This window comes from Geobacter sp. AOG2 (genome assembly GCF_019972295.1).
Taxonomy (GTDB): domain Bacteria; phylum Desulfobacterota; class Desulfuromonadia; order Geobacterales; family Pseudopelobacteraceae; genus Oryzomonas.
Genome location: NZ_BLJA01000001.1, coordinates 3,429,448 through 3,446,138 on the forward strand (window position 1 = coordinate 3,429,448; position 16,691 = coordinate 3,446,138).

At 60.0% G+C, this 16,691-nt stretch carries 17 protein-coding genes; 7 read left to right on the forward strand and 10 right to left on the reverse strand.

Features of this window, described 5'->3' with window-relative positions:
- Positions 1 to 9: 9 nt before the first annotated feature.
- Together LDN12_RS15605 and LDN12_RS15610 are read right to left on the reverse strand one after the other, a co-directional pair.
- The gene (locus LDN12_RS15605) at positions 10 to 777 is read right to left on the reverse strand and encodes a sugar phosphate isomerase/epimerase (RefSeq protein WP_223923580.1); all 768 of its coding nucleotides are present in this window, start codon (positions 775 to 777) and stop codon (positions 10 to 12) included.
- On the reverse strand, positions 767 to 1,822 hold the full coding sequence (locus tag LDN12_RS15610) for a TrkA family potassium uptake protein (protein ID WP_223923581.1): 1,056 nt from the start codon (positions 1,820 to 1,822) through the stop codon (positions 767 to 769). The genes LDN12_RS15605 and LDN12_RS15610 overlap by 11 nt, the downstream gene beginning before the upstream one ends.
- Before the next feature lie 329 nt (positions 1,823 to 2,151).
- Between LDN12_RS15610 and LDN12_RS15615 the strand changes: the two genes are divergently transcribed.
- The 6 genes from LDN12_RS15615 to LDN12_RS15640 all read left to right on the forward strand — a co-directional run bounded on the left by LDN12_RS15615 (position 2,152) and on the right by LDN12_RS15640 (position 7,463).
- Complete coding sequence (locus LDN12_RS15615) at positions 2,152 to 2,841, forward strand: GntR family transcriptional regulator (protein ID WP_223923582.1); 690 nt, start codon at positions 2,152 to 2,154, stop codon at positions 2,839 to 2,841.
- A 205-nt stretch (positions 2,842 to 3,046) separates the two neighbouring features.
- Positions 3,047 to 4,456, forward strand: a complete 1,410-nt coding sequence (gene selA / locus LDN12_RS15620) for an L-seryl-tRNA(Sec) selenium transferase (RefSeq protein WP_223923583.1) — start codon at positions 3,047 to 3,049, stop codon at positions 4,454 to 4,456.
- Positions 4,453 to 5,172, forward strand: a complete 720-nt coding sequence (gene ispD / locus LDN12_RS15625; protein ID WP_223923584.1) for a 2-C-methyl-D-erythritol 4-phosphate cytidylyltransferase — start codon at positions 4,453 to 4,455, stop codon at positions 5,170 to 5,172. Before selA ends, ispD begins: the two co-directional genes overlap by 4 nt.
- Entirely contained in the window at positions 5,172 to 6,359 is a 1,188-nt protein-coding gene (locus LDN12_RS15630; protein ID WP_223923585.1) for a hybrid sensor histidine kinase/response regulator, read from the forward strand. The genes ispD and LDN12_RS15630 overlap by 1 nt, the downstream gene beginning before the upstream one ends.
- Positions 6,356 to 6,862 (forward strand): thioredoxin fold domain-containing protein, encoded by a 507-nt coding sequence (locus LDN12_RS15635; RefSeq protein WP_223923586.1) that lies wholly within the window; start codon positions 6,356 to 6,358, stop codon positions 6,860 to 6,862. The genes LDN12_RS15630 and LDN12_RS15635 overlap by 4 nt, the downstream gene beginning before the upstream one ends.
- A 292-nt stretch (positions 6,863 to 7,154) precedes the next feature.
- On the forward strand, positions 7,155 to 7,463 hold the full coding sequence (locus LDN12_RS15640; RefSeq protein ID WP_223923587.1) for a hypothetical protein: 309 nt from the start codon (positions 7,155 to 7,157) through the stop codon (positions 7,461 to 7,463).
- A gap of 44 nt (positions 7,464 to 7,507) precedes the next feature.
- Here LDN12_RS15640 and LDN12_RS15645 read toward each other — a convergent pair whose 3' ends face one another.
- The 8 genes from LDN12_RS15645 to LDN12_RS15680 all read right to left on the reverse strand — a co-directional run bounded on the left by LDN12_RS15645 (position 7,508) and on the right by LDN12_RS15680 (position 15,633).
- The gene (locus LDN12_RS15645; RefSeq protein WP_223923588.1) at positions 7,508 to 8,353 is read right to left on the reverse strand and encodes an FAD/NAD(P)-binding protein; all 846 of its coding nucleotides are present in this window, start codon (positions 8,351 to 8,353) and stop codon (positions 7,508 to 7,510) included.
- A 115-nt stretch (positions 8,354 to 8,468) separates the two neighbouring features.
- Positions 8,469 to 8,837 carry a hypothetical protein gene (locus tag LDN12_RS15650; protein ID WP_223923589.1) on the reverse strand — a complete coding sequence of 123 codons (369 nt, stop codon included), beginning with the start codon at positions 8,835 to 8,837 and terminating at the stop codon, positions 8,469 to 8,471.
- Between the two features lie 180 nt (positions 8,838 to 9,017).
- Entirely contained in the window at positions 9,018 to 10,022 is a 1,005-nt protein-coding gene (locus LDN12_RS15655; RefSeq protein WP_223923590.1) for a 4Fe-4S dicluster domain-containing protein, read from the reverse strand.
- Positions 10,023 to 10,196: 174 nt separating this feature from the next.
- Positions 10,197 to 11,117: a 4Fe-4S dicluster domain-containing protein gene (locus tag LDN12_RS15660; RefSeq protein ID WP_223923591.1), complete on the reverse strand. Its 921-nt coding sequence runs from the start codon at positions 11,115 to 11,117 to the stop codon at positions 10,197 to 10,199.
- A gap of 177 nt (positions 11,118 to 11,294) precedes the next feature.
- Positions 11,295 to 11,792: a hydrogenase iron-sulfur subunit gene (locus tag LDN12_RS15665; protein WP_223923592.1), complete on the reverse strand. Its 498-nt coding sequence runs from the start codon at positions 11,790 to 11,792 to the stop codon at positions 11,295 to 11,297.
- Positions 11,793 to 11,984: 192 nt separating this feature from the next.
- Positions 11,985 to 13,982, reverse strand: a complete 1,998-nt coding sequence (locus LDN12_RS15670) for a CoB--CoM heterodisulfide reductase iron-sulfur subunit A family protein (protein ID WP_223923593.1) — start codon at positions 13,980 to 13,982, stop codon at positions 11,985 to 11,987.
- A 182-nt stretch (positions 13,983 to 14,164) separates the two neighbouring features.
- The gene (locus LDN12_RS15675) at positions 14,165 to 15,052 is read right to left on the reverse strand and encodes a CoB--CoM heterodisulfide reductase iron-sulfur subunit B family protein (RefSeq protein ID WP_223923594.1); all 888 of its coding nucleotides are present in this window, start codon (positions 15,050 to 15,052) and stop codon (positions 14,165 to 14,167) included.
- Positions 15,049 to 15,633 carry a 4Fe-4S dicluster domain-containing protein gene (locus tag LDN12_RS15680; protein ID WP_223923595.1) on the reverse strand — a complete coding sequence of 195 codons (585 nt, stop codon included), beginning with the start codon at positions 15,631 to 15,633 and terminating at the stop codon, positions 15,049 to 15,051. Before LDN12_RS15680 ends, LDN12_RS15675 begins: the two co-directional genes overlap by 4 nt.
- A gap of 372 nt (positions 15,634 to 16,005) precedes the next feature.
- Between LDN12_RS15680 and LDN12_RS15685 the strand changes: the two genes are divergently transcribed.
- The gene (locus tag LDN12_RS15685; protein WP_223923596.1) at positions 16,006 to 16,689 is read left to right on the forward strand and encodes a response regulator transcription factor; all 684 of its coding nucleotides are present in this window, start codon (positions 16,006 to 16,008) and stop codon (positions 16,687 to 16,689) included.
- Positions 16,690 to 16,691: the final 2 nt, after the last annotated feature.

Sequence of the window (16,691 nt, forward strand, 5' to 3'; positions counted from 1 at the left end):
GATGCCTCCTTACAGGTAGTTTTCGATATTCTTCAGCGCCCGTTGCAGGTGCGCGGTACTGTGGGCCTCGATGGTCCAGACGGCGTCGGGGGCATAATGCTTCAGCAGGCCGAAGAGCAGGTCGAAGTCGATCTCCCCCTCGCCCAGCGGCAGGTGTTCGTCGGTCTGGCCGTGGTTGTCGTGGATGTGGGTTTCGGCAATGTACGGGCCGAGTTCGGCGAACCACTCCTCCATCCGCACGGTGGTGAACATGTTCCAGTGCCCGCCGTCGAAGCAGTGCCGGAAGCAGGGGTCGGCTATGGCTTCCAGCAGGGCGCGCAGGGTGGAGGGCTCCTTTTCGAAGATGTTTTCCACGGCGATCACCGTATCCAGGTCCCTGGCGCAGGGGACGAACTCCCGCCAGAAGTCGATGCTGTTCTTCAGCCAGACCAGCCGGTTCTCGCCGTAGTGCAACTCGTCGAAACCGGGGTGCACTACGATCACCCGCGGCCGCAGCAGTTCCGCCGCCTTGAATACCTGCCGGATCCGCTGCCGGGTCGCCTCGCGGATGCTGGCATCCAGGGCGCCGGGATTCAAATCCATGAAGGGAGAGTGGATGGTGACGGCAAGCCCCGCGGAATGGAGAACACGGGCCTGGGCGGCCAATTCTTCCCAAATCATGCGGTCCAGCGCTTCCGCCGGCAGATAGATCTCGGGGTTGATACGCTGCTCGACAAGATAATCCAGGTGTTCGGACAGTTGGGGATAGGGGACGTGGGCGTGGATCTTATTTTTCATGGTCGCTGTGCTCTTTCCGGTGTTGTTTGATGATGCTGTCCGTGGCGGGACGTACCACCAGGTCGTTCAGCTTGGCGATGGCGCCCGGCTCTCCCAGGACGATCAGGGTGTCGTTTTCCTCGATTTTGGCCTGGGAATGGGGGTTGAAGACCATCTTGCCGTGGCCCTTCTTGATGCCGACGATGATGACGCCGATCTCCTTGCGGAATCCGGAGCTGACCAGGGTCTCCCCCACAAAGGCGGATTGGGGGGGGATGGTGATCTCCTCCATTTGCAGGTCCATGTGTTCGCTGCCGGTGGCGATCTCGATGAAATCCACCACATTGGGGCGCAAGACCGATTGGGCCATCCTGCTGCCGCCGATGAGGTAGGGGGAAACCACCTTGTTGGCCCCGGCCCGTTTGAGCTTGATGTCCGACCCCTCCTCGCCGGAACGGGCCAGGATGTACAGTTCGGGGTTCAGGCCTCGGGCGGTGAGGGTGATGTAGACGTTCTCCGTATCGGAGGTGACCACCGAGATAAGCCCCTTGGCCCGCTTGATCCCGGCCTTGAGCAGGCTTTCGTCCAGGGTGGCGTCGCCTCTCATGTGCAGATAGCCTTCGTCCTGGATCTTCGTAAGGGTGTCGCCATCCTTTTCCACCACCACGAACGGGAGGCCGTTGGCCTTGAATTCCCGGCAGATCAGCGAGCCGATCCGGCCAAAGCCGCAGATGATGTAATGGTCCCGGAGCGCCTCGATCTTCTTCTCCACTTTTTTCCTCCCGATGACCCGCTGGATCTGTCCTTCGAACATGATCTGGGCCAGGCTGCCGACGATGTAGCCCAGGACGCTCACCCCCACCACGATCAGGCACATGGTGAAGATCTTGCCGCTATCGGACAGGTCGTGTATCTCCCTGAATCCCACGGTGCTCAAGGTAATGACCGTCATGTAGAGGGCATCGAGCGGCTGCCAGTGCTCGATAGTCATGAAGCCGGCCGTGCCTGCCGATACCAGCAGCAGAAGCACCAACACCGATATTTTAAGGTGCCGTACAGGGTCCATGGATTTCCTCGAGCGGGTTGCCGAAATCTGCCGCAGGGTCGCACGGCGTCGCCGCCTTATCGTTCGCTTGCGTCCCGCCGATCTTCCGGCCCATGACGATTCCCGGCAACCTGCCAAATTTTCTGAAGATTACCCGCAGAACCCGTAAAATTCAAGGATGATTATTCTTTTCTCACGAGAGGGCCCGGTGTCGGCGGCGCCGGAACCGGCTCAAAATATTTTTTTGGTGGAGGCAAACACACAAAAAACTGCAATACCGTAAGGTTACGGTTGACAAATGGTGCATACTGTATACAATACGTTAAAATATTATTTGGAGCCCGTCATCCATGAAAAAGCCGATGGAAAAGCATCTTACCTTGCGGGAAAAAATTCTGGAAAACATTCGCGACGCAATCATTTCCGGGGCTCTCAAGGCCGGCAGCCGGGTTTCCGAGCCCGATCTGGCGGAGCGTTACGGTATCAGCCGGACCCCCATCCGCGAAGCCTTCCGTCAATTGGAATCGGAAGGGTACCTGACGGTGATCCCCCGCAGGGGGGCGGTGGTCAGCGAGTTCAGCGAGAAGGATGTGGAAGAGTTCTACGCCATAAAGAGCATCCTGGAGGGATATGCCGCCCGCCGGGCCTGCGAGAAACTGACGGCCAAGGAAGTGGAACGGCTTCAGGCCATCAATGACCGTTTGGCCGAACTGGCGCTGCATAACGATATCAAGGCTTTTTTCAAGACCCATAGCGATTTCCACGACGTCTTCATCAGGGCTGCGGACAATGAAAAGCTCCGGGAACTGATCGCCAGCCTGGTAACGCGATTTCAGCGCCTGCGCCTGATGTCGATCTCCCTGCCCGGCCGCATGGACATCTCGGTGCAGGAACACCAGAAGATCATCGAGGCCTTCCGCCGGAAGGACGGGGAAACCGCCGAGTTGCTGGTGCGCAAGAATGCCGAGTACGGCGGCAAGGTGCTTATGGATGGCGGCATTGGCTCTTCCCAGGCCGCGGCTATGCAGATGGACCTTTAGTTCTGGCCTTTCCGTCGTCCCGGTAACGCGGTCAGAGATCTCCCGTTTCCGTTTTTCCCCGGCGGTTCTCCCCGCTTAGGGCAGCACCCTGTTTTTTTTTGCACTTTCCCTGTTTGTATGGTTTAATCGACCCCATTCCCAGTGTCCTGCTTATTTCCCTGTTTTGTCCATAATTCCATGATAAAAAACGATCAGGAATGCCATCGTGCCACAAGAGATATTGAGACAGATACCGAAGGTTGACCGTGTCCTGGCGTGGGCCGGGACGGCCTCGCTCGTCGCTTCCCATCCGCGCCCGGAACTGGTGACGGCGATCCGTGAAGTACTGGAACGGTTGCGTGCCGCCGCCCGCAGCGGGGTTTCCTGCGACCTTTCCGAGGAGGGTGTCGTTGCCCTGGTAAGCGCCGAGCTCGACCGTCGCTGCACGCCCAGCTTGCGGGATGTGGTCAACGCATCCGGCGTGGTGATTCACACCAACCTGGGGCGCTCTCCCCTGGCCGATGATGCCGAAGAGGCCATCCACCGGGCCTCCCGCGGTTACTCGAACCTGGAATTCGATCTCACCACCGGGGAGCGGGGTACGCGCTATGCCCACGTGGAGGGCTTGATCTGCGAACTGACCGGCGCCGAAGCGGCCCTGGTGGTCAACAACAATGCCGCCGCGGTTATTTTGGCCCTGTCGTCTTTGGCCCAGGGGCGGGATGTGATCGTCTCGCGGGGGGAACTGGTGGAGATCGGCGGGTCGTTCCGGATCCCCGAGGTGATGCTGCAGAGCGGGGCCCATCTGGTGGAGGTCGGTGCGACCAACCGGACCCACGTCCGGGACTACCGTGGGGCGATCAACGACGCCACGGCGCTCCTGCTCAAGGTGCATACCAGTAATTTTGCCGTGGTCGGCTTTACCGCAGAGGTCACGACGGAAGAGATGTCGGCCCTGGGGCGCGAGGCCGGGGTCCCGGTCATGGTGGATGCCGGCAGCGGTTGCCTGATCGATCTGGCCGCCTACGGCATTGCCGGTGAACCGACCGTGCGCCGCTACCTGGCTGCGGGCGCCGACGTGGTTACCTTTAGCGGCGACAAGCTCCTGGGCGGTCCCCAGGCCGGGATCATCGCCGGGAAGCGGGAGATCGTGGTGCCCATGAAGCGCCACCCGCTCCTGCGCGCCCTGCGGATGGACAAGCTCTCCCTGGCGGCCTTGGAGGCGACCTTGCGGCTCTACCGCGACGAGCGCCGCGCGGTCCGTGAAATCCCGACGCTCCGCATGCTGACGGCGACTCCGGCCGACCTGTCGCGGCGTGCCGACCGCATCCTCGGGATGCTGCGCAGGCGTCTTCCCAAGACGGTCACCCTGGTGAAGCAGCAGGGTGAATCGAGCGCCGGCGGCGGATCGCTTCCCCTGCTCGGGCTGCCCACGAGCCTCATCGAGGTGCGCATCGGCGGCGCGTCAGCGCAGCAGATCGAACAGCGCCTGCGGCAGACATCGACCCCGGTAGTGGGGCGTATCCAGCGGGACCGGTTTCTGCTGGACGTCCGCACCATCCTCGATCACGATTTTCCCAACCTGGCGCTCTCGCTCGGCGAAGCGGCGGCCTTATTGTCGGAGAGTGGCCAATGACCGCTTTTAAATCCTTTGCCTTGATCCCCGCCGCCGGCATGGGCAAGCGCATGGGCGCCTCCATCAATAAGCAGTACCTCCACCTGGCGGGCATGCCGATCGTGGCCCGCACCATCTCCGTATTCGAAAACGCCCCCTTCATCGACGGCATCTTTCTGGTCACCCCGGCCGACGAGATTCCCTACTGCCGCGAGCAGGTGGTTGAGGCCCACGGGTTTCGCAAGGTCGTGGAGATCGTACCGGGCGGCAGGGAACGCCAGAACTCCGTCATGAACGGGTTGCGGGCGCTCCGGGACCGGGCGGACGACGATGATGTGGTGCTGATACATGACGGGGTGAGGCCGCTCATCAGCCCGGAACTGCTGAGGGAGTCCATCGACGTGGCCCGCGTTTGCGACGGAGCCCTGGTGGCGGTGCCGGCCAAGGATACCATCAAGACGGTCCGGGAAGGGGTCGTCATCGGAACCCCGGATCGAGACACCCTCTGGCAGGCCCAGACACCCCAGGCTTTCCGGTTCGGGCTTATTTTCGCGGCACACGCGGCTGCGGAACAGGAAGGATTCATGGGGACCGACGACGCTTCCCTGATTGAGCGGCGCGGCGGCGCGGTCCGCATTGTACGCGGAGACTATCGCAACATCAAGATCACGACGCCCGAAGACATTCTCCTGGCCGAGGCGTTCCTGGCCGGTAGCGGGCAGAATGGAGTCCCCTGATGGCCGTGCAACAGCCTGTCGAAAAAATTCTGGTGGTGGACGACCAGGCCGACATTGCCCGGCTGATCGTCCTGCAACTGCAGGAAGCGGGCTTTGTCGCCGTCTGGGCAGGTGACGGCGAGGCGGCCATCAACATGCTGGACGCGGACGGCTACTCGCTGGCGCTGCTGGATCTCAGGCTGCCCAAGGCCAACGGGATCGAAGTGCTCAGCCATATTCGGGAAACCGGGAAGGATACGGCGGTCATCATGATGACCGCCCACGGTAACGAAAACCTTGCCGTGGAGTGCATGAAGGCCGGAGCCGTGGATTACCTTTCCAAGCCCTTTGCCATGGACGACATGCTCCAGAGGGTCATGCGCGCCACCGTCAACCGGCGCGTGCTGTTGGCGAAACAACGCCTCGAACAGGAGAAGGACGATTTCGTCTCCATGCTCTCCCATGACATGAAAAACCCCCTGACCGCCGTGATCGGCTCCATCGACATCATACGGGAGGGGCGGTTGGGAGCGGTGAACGAGGAACAGGCGGAATACCTTCACGCCGCCATCGACAGTTGCAATGAAGTCATCGCCATGATCGACAACCTGCTGGACATCCATCGCTTCGAGGCGGGCCGGATGCAGATAAAGATCGCCGGGTACAGCGTGGCGGACATTCTGCGGGGCGTCACCCGGCGCTTCATTCGGATCGCCGAACACGACGGCATCAGGCTCAAGGAGCGGTTCTCCCACGAAATGCCCCAGATTGCCGTCGACAAAAACGCCTTCAGCCGGGTTATCGGCAATCTGTTGGCGAACGCCGTAAAATTTACCCCCGAGGGGGGCGAAATCGTGGTGTCCTGCCGCTGCGTCAAAAGCTCCGAGACGCCCTTGTCCCCCGTGCCGGGCTATGTGACGGTGCCCGATGGCTTTATGGAGCAGGGTTGTCTCGTGAGAGTGAGCATTCGCGACACCGGCAGCGGTATCCCCGCCGACGACCTGGGCCGTATCTTCGAGCGGTATGTCCAATCGCGCGGCGGCGTGGGACGGGAACGGGGCGGAGCCGGCCTGGGGCTGGCCTTCTGCAAGATGGCGGTGGAGAGTTGCGGGGGGATCATCTGGGTGGAAAGCGAGGCCGGGGCCGGGAGCGAGTTCATCATCCTGTTGCCCTGCCATTTTAATGGCGCGGAGTGTGACGGACAATGAACAACGGAAAACGTTTCACAGGGTGTTTCTGCGGGGCGCTGGTGGTGATGGTGGCGGCATTGCTGTTGTGTGCCGGTCCGGTGTCTGCATCGGATATGGATTTCAGCAAGGCGATCGTCATCGGCTCCGGGCCCAAGACGGTTGTTGAGTTCACCGACCCCGACTGCCCCTTCTGCCGCAGGGCGGCCAAGTATTTCGCGGGGCGTAGCGACGTAACCCAGTACATCTTTTTCTGGCCGCTTCCCCGGCATCCCAAGGCCAGGGAAAAGGCCCGGTACGTCCTTTCCCAACATGACAAGGCCAAGGCCTACCACGAGGTGATGTCGGGCAGACTGGACGGCCAGAAGGTTTTTACCGCGACGCCCGCGGGAATAAAGTTGCAGGAAGAACAGGCGGAGATCGCAAAAAAGAGCAAGGTTTCTGCCACACCGACCTTCATGCTGTTCGGCAGGATTATCGAAGGGTTCGATCAGAAGAAGATCGAAGAGGCATTGGGGAGGTAAATCCGCGGGTTTTTTTAAGGCAGATACGTCGACGGGAGCGGGCTTGCAAGCCTGCTCCCGTTTTTTCATCAGGCTTGCCGTATCGTTTTCAGGAAACGGTTGTCTGTAGGATTTTCTCCACAACGTGTCGCATATTCGTTAACGGCACAAGCGAAGGCAAAGAGGGATAACAGGGTAATAGTGCCGTTGTCAAGGGGTGTTGCGCCAACGCCTCCATCCTGGCATGGTCATTGAATTACCCCATGACAGTGGAGAAATACGATCACATGTGCAAGAAAAGGAGAGTTTCACAATGAAAAGGAATATGGTCATGGGAATTGCCATTGCGCTGGGGATGCTTTCAACCGGCGCCGTATCCGCTTCGGCCGCCATCGCCGCCGAGGGCGCCTGCTTCGATAAGGCGTCTGAGCAGCAGTACCGGCAGGAGACTGCTGCGCTGGCCGATGCCGTGAGGGTCAAGGAGATGCAACTGTCCGAACTGCTTGGCTATGATTCAAGGATCATTGAAGCGCGCCAGCTTGAAACCGAGATTAAAGAACTCAAGGACAGGATCGGTGTTGCGGCGAAAAAACACGATATTCGGGATTGCTGTCACGATTGAAGGACATACGGAGGTGAGCCGGGGGTCCTCACGGCTCACCTGTTTCAAAACTCCGCGGGCATGGCCTTGACCTGTTTCGCCGTGAACACCGGGCCGTCCTTGCAAACATAGACGTTGCCCACGTTGCAGCGCCCGCACTTGCCCAGGCCGCACTTCATGCGGTTTTCCAGGGTGGTGTAGACCTGCTCGTCGCTGAATCCCAGCTTTTCCAGCACCGGCAGGGTGAATTTGATCATGATCGGCGGGCCGCATACCAGGGCGATGGTGTTCTCCGCGCCGGGGGCCGTTTCCTCCAGAATGGTCGGCACGAAACCTACCTTGCCGTCCCAGTTGACCCCGTTGCCCCCCGGATCGACGGTCTTCACCAAACGCACGTCGTCCCGTTCCTGCCATTCCTGCAACTCCCGCTTGTAGACCAGGTCGGCCTCGGTGCGGGCGCCGTAGACGATGGTGATGTCGCCGAACTTGTCGCGCCAGTCCAGGCAGTTCCAGATCAGGGTGCGCAGCGGCGGCAGGGCGATACCCCCGGCCACGAAGACCAGGTTCTTGCCGAAGAATTCCTCGATGGGGAAGGAGTTGCCGTAGGGACCGCGCACCCCCATGGTGTCCCCCGGCTCCAGGCGCCGCAGGGCTTCGGTCACGCGGCCGACGGCGCGGAAGCAGCACTCGATGGAACCCTTGCGGGTCGGTGAGGAGGCGATGCAGAACGTGGACTCGCCGGCACCGAAGGCGGAATATTCGGCAAACTGCCCGGCCCGGAAGTCGAAGCCGTCCCGTATCGCCTCGTCCTGAAAGACCAGCCGCAGGGTGCGCACATCCGGCGTTTCGTCGATAACCTCGGCAACGGTGGCCAGGTGGGGGAGGTAGATGTTTTTGTTGTGATCACACATGTAGAAAACCTTTTTTGCCACGGAGTCACAGAGGCTCGGAGAACGTCACAAGCAAAAGCGCTTTGCTTTATGGTTTTCTCCGTGTCTCTGTGTCTCCGTGGCAGATTATCTGAGATTATGATGTTTGCAGTTTCGCCGCCATCTCTGTAAAGGCCTGCGCCTTGACCTTCAACTCCACCGGCCGGTTGTTGTCGCCGAAACCGATGGTGATGACGCCCCCCACCAGTTGATGCTCCATCTCCGCGAACAGGACCGCCGCCGGATCGACCAACAGGTTGCCGGACTGGATGAAGCCCCGCTCGCGGAGCGCAGCCACGAACGCCTCCTGCTCCACCTTGGACACCTTCTTGAAGAGCTGTTTCCTGACTACCGGGCCGCCGAACCACACATCCATCATGCGGGTGGTATCCGACACCAGGGGATTGTCCTCGGGGGTGGTCATCTGGGCGGCGATGACGTGCCGTATATTGATGAATCGTTCCATTCGAACCTCGTTTTTGCCACGGAGCCACAGAGACCCGGAGGAAAAGCAAAAGAGAAAAAAACAAAATCAATCAGGGTAACGGCAAAAAACTACATAAGGCGTTGAGGTTTTTGCTTTTCTCTCGATGTGTCTTTGAATTTCTCCGTGCCTCTGCGGCTCCGTGGCAAATATGGTGTTTTCTTATTTTTTGCTGATCTCCGAAACGATCGCGGCGATGTCGATCCCCACCGGGCAGAAGCGGATGCATCTGCCGCAGCCGGTGCACAGGGTCTGGCCGAACTTGTCGTCGTAGTATTTGAACTTGTGCATGATGCGGTTGCGGTACCGTTTGGGCTGGAGGTCGCGCGGGTTATGGCCCGAGGCGTGGTGGGTGAATTTCCAGAAACCGCAGGCGTCCCAGCTCTTGCGGCGCTTGCCCGCCTTCTCGGTCCCCTCGTCCACGATGTCGAAGCAGTGGCAGGCAGGGCAGAGGAAGGCGCAGGCCCCGCAACCGACGCAGCGCACGGCGATGCCGTCCCAGGCCGGGTCTTCGAAATGGTCGTCCAGCCAGGCTTTGACCTTTTTCAGGTCGAACTTCTCCGTCTGCGGTTCGGCCGGGGGAAGGGCCGGTGCACCGTTCGGCTCGGCGAACAGTTCCCTGTTGCCGTTGACCAGCGTCTCCCCTTTTTCCGTGAAGGTCTCGCAGGCGTAGCCGCCCCCCTCCACCGGGGTCAGGAACAGGTCGCTTCCCTTGGGATCGGCCGGGGAGAGCCCCACGGCGGTGCAGAAGCAGGCGTCGTCGGCTTGCGTACAGGCCAGGCCGATGATAGTGGTCTTTTTGCGGCGCTCCAGGAAAAACTCGTCCTTGTAATCCCAGGAGAATACGGCGTCCAGTACCGGGATCGCGGCGGCGTCGCAGGGGCGCACCCCCACCAGCACCGTTTCCGGGAAGCTTGCGGGGTTTACGTCCGTCAGCGTGACCTGCTGCCCTTCCTTATCGTAGGACATGATGTCCTCGCAGACGGGGAAAAAGGCCTCCTTGGCCGAACGGCGGGGCAACTGGTCGAGCACGACCCCGGCGGCGTCCGCAAGCGGTCCGTAGAGCGGGGTGCCGGCGTCCAGGCGCGGCGCAATGACCCGCTTGCCGCCGGCGATCAAGCGATCAAGAAGTGTCTTCAGGTTGTTTTCCGATAAGTACGTTTGCATAAAGACCTTTAGGTTTTGCCACGGAGCCACAGAGACACGGAGAAATTCAAAGACGAAACGAGGGTAAAACAAAAAGCTTCAAAGCCTTATATCGTTCCTTGTCGTTACCCTGACCGATTTTGTTTTTCTCCCTTTTGCTTTTCCTCCGGGTCTCTGTGGCTCCGTGGCAAATAATTATTTTATAAAGCTCTGGTCATCCTTTTCGTCGTACATCGCCAACGGTCCCTTTTCCCTCACCTCGAACCCGGCCTCGTAGTCGTACAGCTCCTTCAACTCCTTGGCCATCTTGCGGTTCAACAGGTTGAGCGGGATGTCCATGGGGCAGACCCGTTCGCACTCGGCGCAGCCGGCGCAACGGCCGGCCAGGTGCATGGCCCGGACGATGTGCCAGGCCGTGTTGCCGGCCGGGCGGGGCGTGGTTTCCACCATCTGGGGCTTGTTGCGGTCGCACAGGCATTGCTCGCAGAAGCAGAACGGGCAGACCTGGCGGCAGGCGTAGCACTTGATGCACTTTTTGAACTGCTCTTTCCAGTAGGCCCAGCGCTCGGCCGGGGTCATGGCCTCCAGGCGGGCAATCTCGGCGCTGTATTTTCCCGCCAACTCGATGGAAACCGGCCGCTGGTCCGGCACGAAGTCGCACCCGGCCGGCAAACGGGCGTCGCATTCGCGGCACTTGGGGGCGATGGTGTCGCCGGTCAACTCCTGAGACGGCTGGGCCGTGGAGGCCAGCACCCCGGCGCAGGGAACGCCGATCAGATACAGGTCCTCCCGTTTGAGCTGGGATTCCCCCATCAGCCCCACCAACGCCTTCAGGTCGCATCCCTTGACCACGATGCCGATCTTCCCGGTCTTGGGGATCTCCTTCTTGGCCTTGGTCAGGTAGACGGCCAGGTTGTTGACGCAGGCGGCGGAGAAGACAAGCTCTTCCGCCCGGGCGGCATCGGTGATGACGATCGGCTGGGCAGAGCCTTTACGCCGCGCGGCGGCATAGCCGACCACGGCGGAGACGCTGCCTTCCGACAGAATGCGTCGCACCTCGCCCTGTATGGCCTCGGTGACGGCGGCGTAGATGGATGTATCGATGGTATTTGTCATATCGTTAAACCTTTTGCCACGGAGTCACAGAGGCTCAGAGGAAAGCAAAAACAGAGAAAATCAACCATTCCGGGGTAATGTCAAAGACTAAAAAGTGGTGTATGTCTGCAGCCTTTCCACTCTCGTTTCTTGCCTTTGCCGTTCTCCGGGCCTCTGTGGCTCCGTGGCAGATATTATTTAGATAGAGTCGTACGCCTCTCGCAGCTCCGGTGTGTCGATAGCCCCGGACCACTGCTCTTCCAGGCCCAGTTCCTTGAATTCCCGCATCGGCCCCATGCCCCTCACCCGTTCGGTCAGGTCGGTAACCATCTCCACCCATTTGCCCCCTTCGGCGGCCGAGACCCAGGAGAATTGCAGCCGGCCCAGATCGACCCCCACGAACTCCAGGAGCTTCCTGAAGGCGGCGAACCTGCGGCGGGCGTGGAAATTGCCCGCAATATAGTGACAATCGCCGGGGTGGCAGCCGGACACCAGGACACCGTCGGCCCCCTGCTGGAAGGCCTTGAGGATGAAGACCGGATCGATGCGCCCGGTGCAGGGGAACTTGAGCACCCGCACGTTGGCCGGGTACTGCATGCGGCTGGTGCCGGCCAGGTCGGCCCCGGCATAGGTACACCAGGTGCAGACAAAGGCGATGATCTTCGGTTCGAATGCGTGTTTTTCTTTATGATGCATTTTGAAATCCTTAGGCGGTTTGCCACGGAGCCACAGAGGCCCGGAGAACGGCAAAGGCAAGAAGCCGGAGGGAAAAGCAAAACAGATAGTTTTGAAGACTTTCCCCTATTGATCTCGGCCTTTGGTTTTACACTTGGTTTTATCTCTTTGTTTTTCTCTGAGCCTCTGTGGCTCCGTGGCAAAATGAAGTTTTTATAAAGACTCGATCATCGCTACTATTTGCTCGTCGGTATACCCATCCAACTCCACCGATTTGGACGGGCAGGTGGCCTGGCAGGTGCCGCAGCCGCCGCAGACGCCGGGGTTGACGTAGGCCACGACCTTCACCAGGTTGCCCTGGCGGTCGCGGATCTCCTTCTCCTCCACCGCACCGTAGGGGCAAACCTTTTGACAGTAGAAGCACCCCACGCAGCCGGCCTCGCGCACGCGGGCCACAATCGGCTCCCGCTCCAGCTTGTCCTTGGCAAAGAGGGTCATGACCTTGGCCGCGGCGGCCGAGGCCTGGCTGACGGTGTCGGGGATATCCTTGGGTCCCTGGCAGGCTCCGGCCAGATAGATGCCGGCCGTGGCGCATTCCACGGGACGCAGCTTGGCGTGGGCCTCGGAGTAGAAATGGTATTTGTCGTAGGAGATGCCCAGCTTCTGGGCCAGGGTATCGGCCCCCTTCTGGGGCTGCACGGCCGTGGCCAATACCACCATGTCGGCCTCGATCTCCACCTGCACGCCCACGGCGATGTCGCTCCCCATGACCACGATCTTGTTCCCTTTTTGATAGAGGCGGGAAACCATGCCCCTGATGTACACCGCTTCTTCCTCCTCGATGGAGCGACGCCAGAATTCGTCGTAGCTCTTGCCCGGCGTGCGGGCGTCCATGAAGAAGACGTAGGCCTGGCCGTCATGCACCTTGTGGTGGTAGAGCATGGTGTGCTTGGCGGTGTACATGCAGCAGATCTTGGAACAGTAGGAGATGCCCTTTTCCCGGGCGCGGGAGCCGACGCACTGGATGAAGACGATCTGCTTCGGTTCCCTGCCGTCGGAGGGGCGCAGGATCTTGCCGCCGGTGGGGCCGGAAGCCGAGGCCAGGCGTTCGAAGGTCATGCCGTCGATCACGTCCGGAATCTTGCCGTGGCCGAATTCACCGTACCCCTTGATGGCGGAGCCCTTGGGCTTCTCCTCGATGGAGTAGAGGTCGAAGCCGGTGGCGACCACGATGGCGCCCACCGGTTCGACGATCAGTTGGTCTTCCTGCTCGTAGTCCACGGCGCCCGGTCCGCACACCTTCTGGCAGACCCCGCATTTGCCGGTCTTGAACTTGGTGCAGTTCTCCCGGTCGATGACCGGCGTATTGGGCACCGCCTGGGGGAACGGCACGTAAATGGCCGGGCGCATGCCCAGGTTCTGGTCGAATTTGTTCGGGATCTTCTTTACCGGGCACTTGGTCATGCAAACCCCGCATCCGGTGCACTTGTCCTCGTCCACCGAACGGGCCTTCTTGCGTACCGTAACCTGGAAGTTGCCGATGTAGCCCTCCACATGCTCGATCTCGGCATAGGTGTAGAGCTTGATCCGGGGATGGTTTGCCACGTCCACCATCTTGGGGGTCATGATGCATTGGGAGCAGTCCAGGGTGGGGAAGGTCTCGGAGAGCTGGGCCATATGGCCGCCGATGGAGGGCTCGCGTTCCACGAGCACCACCTCGTGGCCGGCGTCGGCGATATCCAGAGCGGCCTGGATGCCGGCAATGCCGCCGCCGATGACCAGGGACCGCTTGGTGACCGGCACGGTGATGGTGGGCAGCACCCGGTTCTTCTTGACCCGCTCCACCATCATGCCCACGATCTCGATGGCCTTGGCCGTAGCCTCGTCCCGGTCCTCGTGGACCCAGGAGCAGTGCTCGCGGATGTTGGCCATCTCGCACAGGAAGGGATTCAGCCCGGCCGATTCCACCGCTTTGCGGAAGGTCTTCTCGTGCATGCGGGGCGAGCAGGCGGCCACGACCACGTGGGAGAGCCGCTGTTCCTGGATGGCCTTTTTCAGGAGCCCCTGGCCGGGGTCGGAACACATGTACTTGTAGTCGGTGGAGAAGGCCACGCCGGGCAGTGTGCCGACCTGGGCCGCGACGCGCTCCACATCCACGGTCCGGGAGATGTTTTCACCGCAATGGCAGATAAATACGCCTATTCTGGACATCGATCACTTCCTTTTTTTGCCACGGAGCCACAGAGACTCAGAGAAAAGCAGGAGAAAAACAAAAAACTTTGGAAAAAAACAAAATCAAAAAATCTTTTTTGGTGTTACCCGAAAAGCCTTTTGTTTTTCCCGTCGCATTTATGCCTTTGATGTTCTCCGTGTCTCTGTGGCTCCGTGGCAAACTATAAAAGCTGTTTCTGTTTCAAAAGCGGCATGGGGTTGACGATCAGGGCGTCCAGACCGAGCTTGTCGGCTCCCAGGCCGGCGGCCAGGCCCACCAGTTGGGTTATGTAAAAGACCGGCATGGCGTACTGGGTGCTGTAGACCCCTTCGATCTCTTTCTGGCGGATGTCCAGGTTGCCGTGGCACAGGGGGCAGGCCACCATGATGCAGTCTGCTCCTGCCGACTTGGCCGAGTCCAGGATGGCGTGGGAGAGTTGGACCACCACGCCGGGGCGCGACAGGGTGAAGTTGGCGCCGCAGCACTCCAGGCGGTGGCTCCAGGCCACGGTTTCGGCGCCCACGGCTTTCAGCACGTCCTCCATGATGGTCGGCGCCTCGACGCAGTCCAGGTTCGGCACGTCGTTCGGCCGGGTCAACAGGCAGCCGTAGTAGCAGGCCACCTTCAGGCCGGCGAGCGGCTTGGTTACGGCCTGTTCCAGACGTTCCAGCCCCAGGTCGCGGGCCAGGATGTCCAGCAGGTGCTTGACGTTGCCGTTCAGGGGCACCGGGGCGTCGATCGCCTTTTCCACCTGTTTGCGTTTGACGTCGCTTTCGCCCAGTACGTGCTGGGTGGTCTTGAGCCGCGAGAAACAGGCGGCGCAGGCGACCGCCAGGTCGCCATCGACCTGTTCGGCCAGTTCCAGATTCTTGGCGCACAGGGAGAGGGAGAGCAGTTCGTCCACGTTGTGGGCCGGGGTGGCGCCGCAGCAGAACCAGTCCGGCACCTCCGTCAGGCCGATATTGAGTTTCTTGAACAGCTCCCGCGTGGAAAGGTCGTATTCGCCGGCCGAAGCATGGAGGGAGCAGCCGGGATAGTAGGCATACTTGAGGATGTTCTTGGGGGTCACAGCGCCTCCCCGTTCTCCCGCATCCGTTCAATGCGGCTGAAGATCTTTTCGATCTCGGTCATATTCTTGTTTTTCTGGTGGAATACCTTCAGCTTCCCCTTGGTGATCAACTTGGGGCCCAGCATCAGGTCTTTCAGAAACTGGCCGGATTTGACGTTGAACACGGCGGCCAGGCGCATCTCGTATTGACGGCCGTAGGTGCGTATGTTCTGGAGAAAAAGCTTGTTGGCCAACTGCACGTAGCTTTCCTTGGACGGCCCTTCGGCATCCCAGGAAAGTTTGCGCAAGGCGTCCATGATCGAGGCCAGGTGCACCTTGTTGGGGCAGCGGGTGGAACAGGTCTCGCACGAGGCGCAGTACCAGATGGAGCGCCCTTCCAGGATGCGGCGCCATTGGCCCAGCTGGAGCAGTCGCACGACCCGGTTGGGGGGGTGTTCCATGAAGGTGGCCATGGGGCATCCGGCGGAACACTTGCCGCACTGGAAGCAACGCCGGACCGACGTTCCGGAAAGGGCTTCGACCTTGCGGACGAAACTTACGTCCATGGTTTCGGCCGAAAGGAGCATTTTTTTCTTTTTCACTCGGGCGCCTTTTTAGTCAAACTAAAATTCCACCAGTCTGCCTTTGACTGGTGGATGTGGTAACGGTACCATGTGTCTGACCGCGTGGGTTGCAATAACACTAATATATTTATCATTGTTTACACAAATGCTTTGAAAAATGCAAGTCAAAATTTCAGTAAGCATGAGGTATTTAGGAAGAGTAAAAATAGCTGTTCTTCCCCGCCTGCATCCGCAGGCGCAGGGCATTCAAAACGAAAATCGGACAATAAAGCCTCGTTACACACAAACATGTTAGCTTATCGTAACACGATTGTAATAAAGCTATGTTACAAGAAGGCAAAAAAGGGTAAAATACAACAAATTTTTGTGTTGTGCCTCAGGGAGGCTCCAATGAAAAACATCCTTATTATCGAGGATGAAAAAGACCTGGTTGAATTGCTCGTGTTCAATCTGGAGAAGGAAGGCTTCAAGATGCAGTGGTCGTATGACGGCCTCGAAGGTCTTGAGATGGCGCGCCGCGACGTGCCGGACCTGGTCGTGCTCGATCTGATGCTGCCCGGCATGATGGGAACGGATGTGTGCAAGGAACTCCGCAAGGACGGCCGCACCAACCAGATTCCCGTTCTGATGCTGACCGCCAAGGGTGAGGAGATCGACCGGGTCGTCGGTTTCGAGGTGGGGGCGGACGACTATCTGGTCAAGCCGTTTTCCATGCGGGAGTTGCTGCTGCGCATCCGGGCGATCCTCAGACGCTGCGACAGCCAGTCGGCGGCCTCGGTCGAGGGGGTCCTCTCCATCGGCGGAATTTCCATAGAAACCGAGCGGCACCGCGTGTTGAGCGCGGGGAGCGAGGTGGAACTGACCAGCACGGAATACAAGTTGCTGCTGTATCTGGCGGAACGCCCCGGCCGGGTGCTGAGCCGGGAACTGCTGTTGCAGAACGTGTGGAGCTATAACAATGTGGGCGATACCCGGACCGTCGATACGCATATCACCCGGCTGCGCGGCAAACTGGGCAAGCCGGGGGATCTGATCAAGACCGTGCGCAGCTTCGGCTACAAGATAGAGGAGTAACA

What these genes read in the sequence shown, in the direction of transcription:
- LDN12_RS15605 (WP_223923580.1), bottom strand. Translation starts at nt 777, where the DNA reads ATGAAAAATAAGATCCACGCCCACGTCCCCTATCCCCAACTGTCCGAA.
- LDN12_RS15610 (WP_223923581.1), bottom strand. Translation starts at nt 1,822, where the DNA reads ATGGACCCTGTACGGCACCTTAAAATATCGGTGTTGGTGCTTCTGCTG.
- LDN12_RS15615 (WP_223923582.1), top strand. Translation starts at nt 2,152, where the DNA reads ATGAAAAAGCCGATGGAAAAGCATCTTACCTTGCGGGAAAAAATTCTG.
- ispD (WP_223923584.1), top strand. Translation starts at nt 4,453, where the DNA reads ATGACCGCTTTTAAATCCTTTGCCTTGATCCCCGCCGCCGGCATGGGC.
- LDN12_RS15630 (WP_223923585.1), top strand. Translation starts at nt 5,172, where the DNA reads ATGGCCGTGCAACAGCCTGTCGAAAAAATTCTGGTGGTGGACGACCAG.
- LDN12_RS15635 (WP_223923586.1), top strand. Translation starts at nt 6,356, where the DNA reads ATGAACAACGGAAAACGTTTCACAGGGTGTTTCTGCGGGGCGCTGGTG.
- LDN12_RS15640 (WP_223923587.1), top strand. Translation starts at nt 7,155, where the DNA reads ATGAAAAGGAATATGGTCATGGGAATTGCCATTGCGCTGGGGATGCTT.
- LDN12_RS15645 (WP_223923588.1), bottom strand. Translation starts at nt 8,353, where the DNA reads ATGTGTGATCACAACAAAAACATCTACCTCCCCCACCTGGCCACCGTT.
- LDN12_RS15650 (WP_223923589.1), bottom strand. Translation starts at nt 8,837, where the DNA reads ATGGAACGATTCATCAATATACGGCACGTCATCGCCGCCCAGATGACC.
- LDN12_RS15655 (WP_223923590.1), bottom strand. Translation starts at nt 10,022, where the DNA reads ATGCAAACGTACTTATCGGAAAACAACCTGAAGACACTTCTTGATCGC.
- LDN12_RS15660 (WP_223923591.1), bottom strand. Translation starts at nt 11,117, where the DNA reads ATGACAAATACCATCGATACATCCATCTACGCCGCCGTCACCGAGGCC.
- LDN12_RS15665 (WP_223923592.1), bottom strand. Translation starts at nt 11,792, where the DNA reads ATGCATCATAAAGAAAAACACGCATTCGAACCGAAGATCATCGCCTTT.
- LDN12_RS15670 (WP_223923593.1), bottom strand. Translation starts at nt 13,982, where the DNA reads ATGTCCAGAATAGGCGTATTTATCTGCCATTGCGGTGAAAACATCTCC.
- LDN12_RS15685 (WP_223923596.1), top strand. Translation starts at nt 16,006, where the DNA reads ATGAAAAACATCCTTATTATCGAGGATGAAAAAGACCTGGTTGAATTG.